The sequence below is a fragment of the Aeromonas sp. PrichA-15 genome, assembly GCF_017939245.1.
Taxonomy (GTDB): Bacteria; Pseudomonadota; Gammaproteobacteria; order Enterobacterales; family Aeromonadaceae; genus Aeromonas; species Aeromonas caviae.
The window spans coordinates 1-3,217 of the sequence record NZ_JAGKRH010000256.1; the positions used below are offsets into that span (position 1 = coordinate 1).

3 protein-coding genes, 1 tRNA gene and 2 rRNA genes are annotated in these 3,217 nt (G+C 57.8%); all 6 read right to left on the reverse strand.

Annotated elements, in window-relative coordinates:
• Positions 1-442 (reverse strand): helix-turn-helix domain-containing protein (locus J9889_RS20625; protein ID WP_210557947.1); only part of this gene is annotated, 442 nt, incomplete at its 3' end.
• A 229-nt stretch (positions 443-671) separates the two neighbouring features.
• Complete coding sequence (locus J9889_RS20630; RefSeq protein ID WP_039039453.1) at positions 672-1,247, reverse strand: alpha/beta hydrolase; 576 nt, start codon at positions 1,245-1,247, stop codon at positions 672-674.
• A 39-nt stretch (positions 1,248-1,286) separates the two neighbouring features.
• Positions 1,287-2,288 (reverse strand): sulfate ABC transporter substrate-binding protein, encoded by a 1,002-nt coding sequence (locus J9889_RS20635; RefSeq protein ID WP_041210984.1) that lies wholly within the window; start codon positions 2,286-2,288, stop codon positions 1,287-1,289.
• Positions 2,289-2,693: 405 nt separating this feature from the next.
• Positions 2,694-2,770, reverse strand: a tRNA-Asp gene (locus tag J9889_RS20640).
• Positions 2,771-2,868: 98 nt separating this feature from the next.
• Positions 2,869-2,983: ribosomal RNA gene (gene rrf / locus J9889_RS20645) — 5S ribosomal RNA — on the reverse strand.
• A 123-nt stretch (positions 2,984-3,106) separates the two neighbouring features.
• Positions 3,107-3,217 (reverse strand): 23S ribosomal RNA (locus J9889_RS20650); the annotation flags it as partial.

Consider the following 3,217-nt stretch of genomic DNA (forward strand, 5'->3'; position numbering starts at 1 on the left):
CCCCAAGTTCGATGGTGCCCACACTGGTCTGCAAACGGCGCTTGTCGATCTCCTTGATGGTGTGCCAACCGACCCCGGTGAGCTGGCTGACATGGCGGATGGGGAGGTACTGAACGAGCGCTTCAATCCAGCACTGCATGCGCCGGATGAGGCGGGAGCCAGAGGGGAGCCAGTCGATATGTTCACTGACGCGACCACAGCGCAGACAGTCGACGCGGCGAACAGGCAGTTGTAACCAGACTTGTCGGTCAAATAGGTCTCGCTCACGCACCCGGCGGATACGTTGGTCGTGGATCAATGGCGTGGGTTGCAGGCATCGGCGACAACGGGGCAACAGGTCGGCGCGAGGCTCAAGGGTAAACAGGGTGTGATGGTTGGCAGAAAGCGCTTGGGCGATGACGGTATAACCTGGCCAGAAGGAGGCAATATCAATATGATGCACGGCGACAGCAGGGTGATGGTGGTGGTGTGTTTGGAGACAGCCAGTTTACCAGCACCCTGTCTGTCAACTTCCACTTCCCCAAGATCCCGCGAAGAACCTAAAAAAAGGTCTTTTATATAAATAAAAGACCTAAAAGACGGAGCGGTAAAACCGGGAACATGCAAAGTCAGTCACGCTGGCCAAGTTGCCAGCCTGTCTGGAAATCGTGCCGAGACAATCCGAGGCGCCCTCATCGAAAACTGAGTGCAGCCTGCTTGCCCCACTCGGCAGGAGCAGGCTCCACCACCATTTCGGCACGGCGGTATAGGGTGCCGAGCAAAGCGAGCCCCTGGTGCCACTCCCCATGGCCGGACTGGGCATTGATATGGCCCACCTCCCCCGCATCGAACAAGGGCACCTGCCACTGCCGGCTCCAGAACTCTGCCCGCTCGAAACTCATCCAGGGGTCATTGCGGCTGGCGATCAACTGGGCAGAGACCTTGATGGACCCCGCCAACACCTCATCCGGGATACCGAAACGGGCAGGATCGGCAGGGGCAACGATGAAGATGGAAGAGACCTTGTCTGGTTGCAGTCTGGCGGCAGCGATGGCCGTCAGAGCGCCGAAGGAGTGGGCGACCAGGTGGACCCGGCTGCGCCGGCTCCTGAGCTTGCTCGCCAGCTTGGCGCTCCAGACCGTGAGATCCGGCTTGTCCCAGGGCAGACCCATCATTCTCTGCCACTGGGGAAATTGCTGGTGCCAGCGGCTCTGCCAGTGATCCGGCCCACTGTTGTGCAGACCGGGAACCAGAAGGATCTTGTTCATCGTGGTACTCCTATCTGTTGTCACAGGGGCCTGCGTCTCTTAGCGGCCCGGTTGGTAAATCTGGTCAAACGATCCGCCCTGGGCGAAGTGCTTCTTCTGTGCCTTTTCCCAATCTCCTTCCAGATCCTTGACAGTGAAGAGCGTCAGGTTGGGGAACTGGGCCGCTGTCTCCTTCAGGATCGCCGGATTGCTCGGACGATAGTGGTATTTGGCGATGATGCGCTGCCCTTCGTCAGAGTAGAGATACTCGAGGTAAGCCTTGGAGACGGCCTCGGTACCATGCTTCTTGGCTACCTTGTCCACCACGGCTACCGGCGGCTCGGCCAGGATGGAGACCGAGGGCACCACCAGTTCGAACTTGTCGCTGGTGCCCGGCTGATTGAGCACCAGCAACGCTTCATTTTCCCAGGCCAGCAACACATCCCCGAGCCCGCGTTCGATGAAGCTGGTGGTGGCGCCACGTGCCCCGGAGTCCAGCACCTTCACATTCTTGAACAGATCGCTGACAAACTGTTTGGCGCCCTCTTCAGTGCCGCTTTTCTTCAGGGCATAGCCCCAGGCAGCCAGATAATTCCAGCGCGCACCGCCGGAGGTCTTGGGGTTGGGGGTGATGATGGCGACATCCTTGCGCACCAGGTCGCCCCAATCCTTGATCTGCTTGGGATTCCCCTTGCGCACCAGGAAGACGATGGTGGAGGTATAGGGAGAGGCATTGTTGGCCAAACGCCCTTCCCAGTCGCTGGCGGTGAGACCTGCCTTGGCCACCGCATCGACGTCATAGGCCAGCGCTAGGGAGACCACATCAGCCTCCAGTCCGTCCACCACGGCACGAGCCTGTTTGCCTGAGCCACCGTGTGACTGGCTCACCACCACATCGTCGCCGGTTTTGGCCTTCCACTCCTTGGCAAAGGCACTGTTGTACTCCTGGAACAGCTCCCGCGTCGGGTCATAGGAGACATTCAGCAGGCGCACCTCGGCGGCCTGGACCTGACCGAGAGCCAGCAGGGAGAGAACGGTGAGAGCGGTCATTCGCAGTTTCATGGTGATACTCCATATCGTTGGGTTGAGTACAGCATGCCCGCTTATGCATATTCCATGAAGAAAGAAAAAGCGCTTTGCTTATCTCTTATCCGCATATGAGCTCCCGATGGTCCTCTGGCACTCTCGGCCAGAGCGTATTCGCGTGCTTGCGATGCTCATCTCCAGACACGACAAAGCCCGGTCGATTGGCAGGGCGGGGAAAAGATGGAGGAACAAAGGCAAACCAGAGCGAAGGGTAGGCCCTGGGTAAAGGGACAATGCCAGACACGCAAGCACCACAGGGGGCAAGAGGCGGGTTGTCAGTAACAGGCGGCAGACCCGTCGGTTGCCTCTTGTTCCCTGAGCTCTTATCCAGACGCCAGAAAGCAAAAAGGCCTTCCCGTCAGGGAAGGCCTTTCAATTTAGTGGCGGAGCGGACGGGACTCGAACCCGCGACCCCCGGCGTGACAGGCCGGTATTCTAACCGACTGAACTACCGCTCCGCATTCGGTTAGCTTTCGCTAAATCTTTTGCTGCTTGTTTGTGAGGTGTCATCCTCGCAGCCGGTTTTGTGATTCTTCACATCACCGTTTAATTGGGTGCCTGGCAGTGTCCTACTCTCGCATGGCGAATGCCACACTACCATCGGCGCTACAGCGTTTCACTTCTGAGTTCGGCATGGGGTCAGGTGGTTCCACTGCGCTATTGCCGCCAGGCAAAATCTTCAATCTCGGAAAGCTGATGTGAATAACGACTTCGCTAGTTGCTTGTCATTATCACTGAATTTGTAAGTAGTTCATGCACTTGCTACAAGGCCAGAAACACTTCTTGGGTGTTGTATGGTTAAGCCTCACGGGTAATTAGTATGGGTTAGCTCAACGTATCGCTACGCTTACACACCCCACCTATCAACGTTGTGGTCTCCAACGGCCCTTTAGGACCCTCAAGGG

Excerpts from the sequence above, each read along its gene's own strand:
- J9889_RS20635 (WP_041210984.1), bottom strand. The coding sequence starts at position 2,288 with ATGAAACTGCGAATGACCGCTCTCACCGTTCTCTCCCTGCTGGCTCTC.
- J9889_RS20630 (WP_039039453.1), bottom strand. The coding sequence starts at position 1,247 with ATGAACAAGATCCTTCTGGTTCCCGGTCTGCACAACAGTGGGCCGGAT.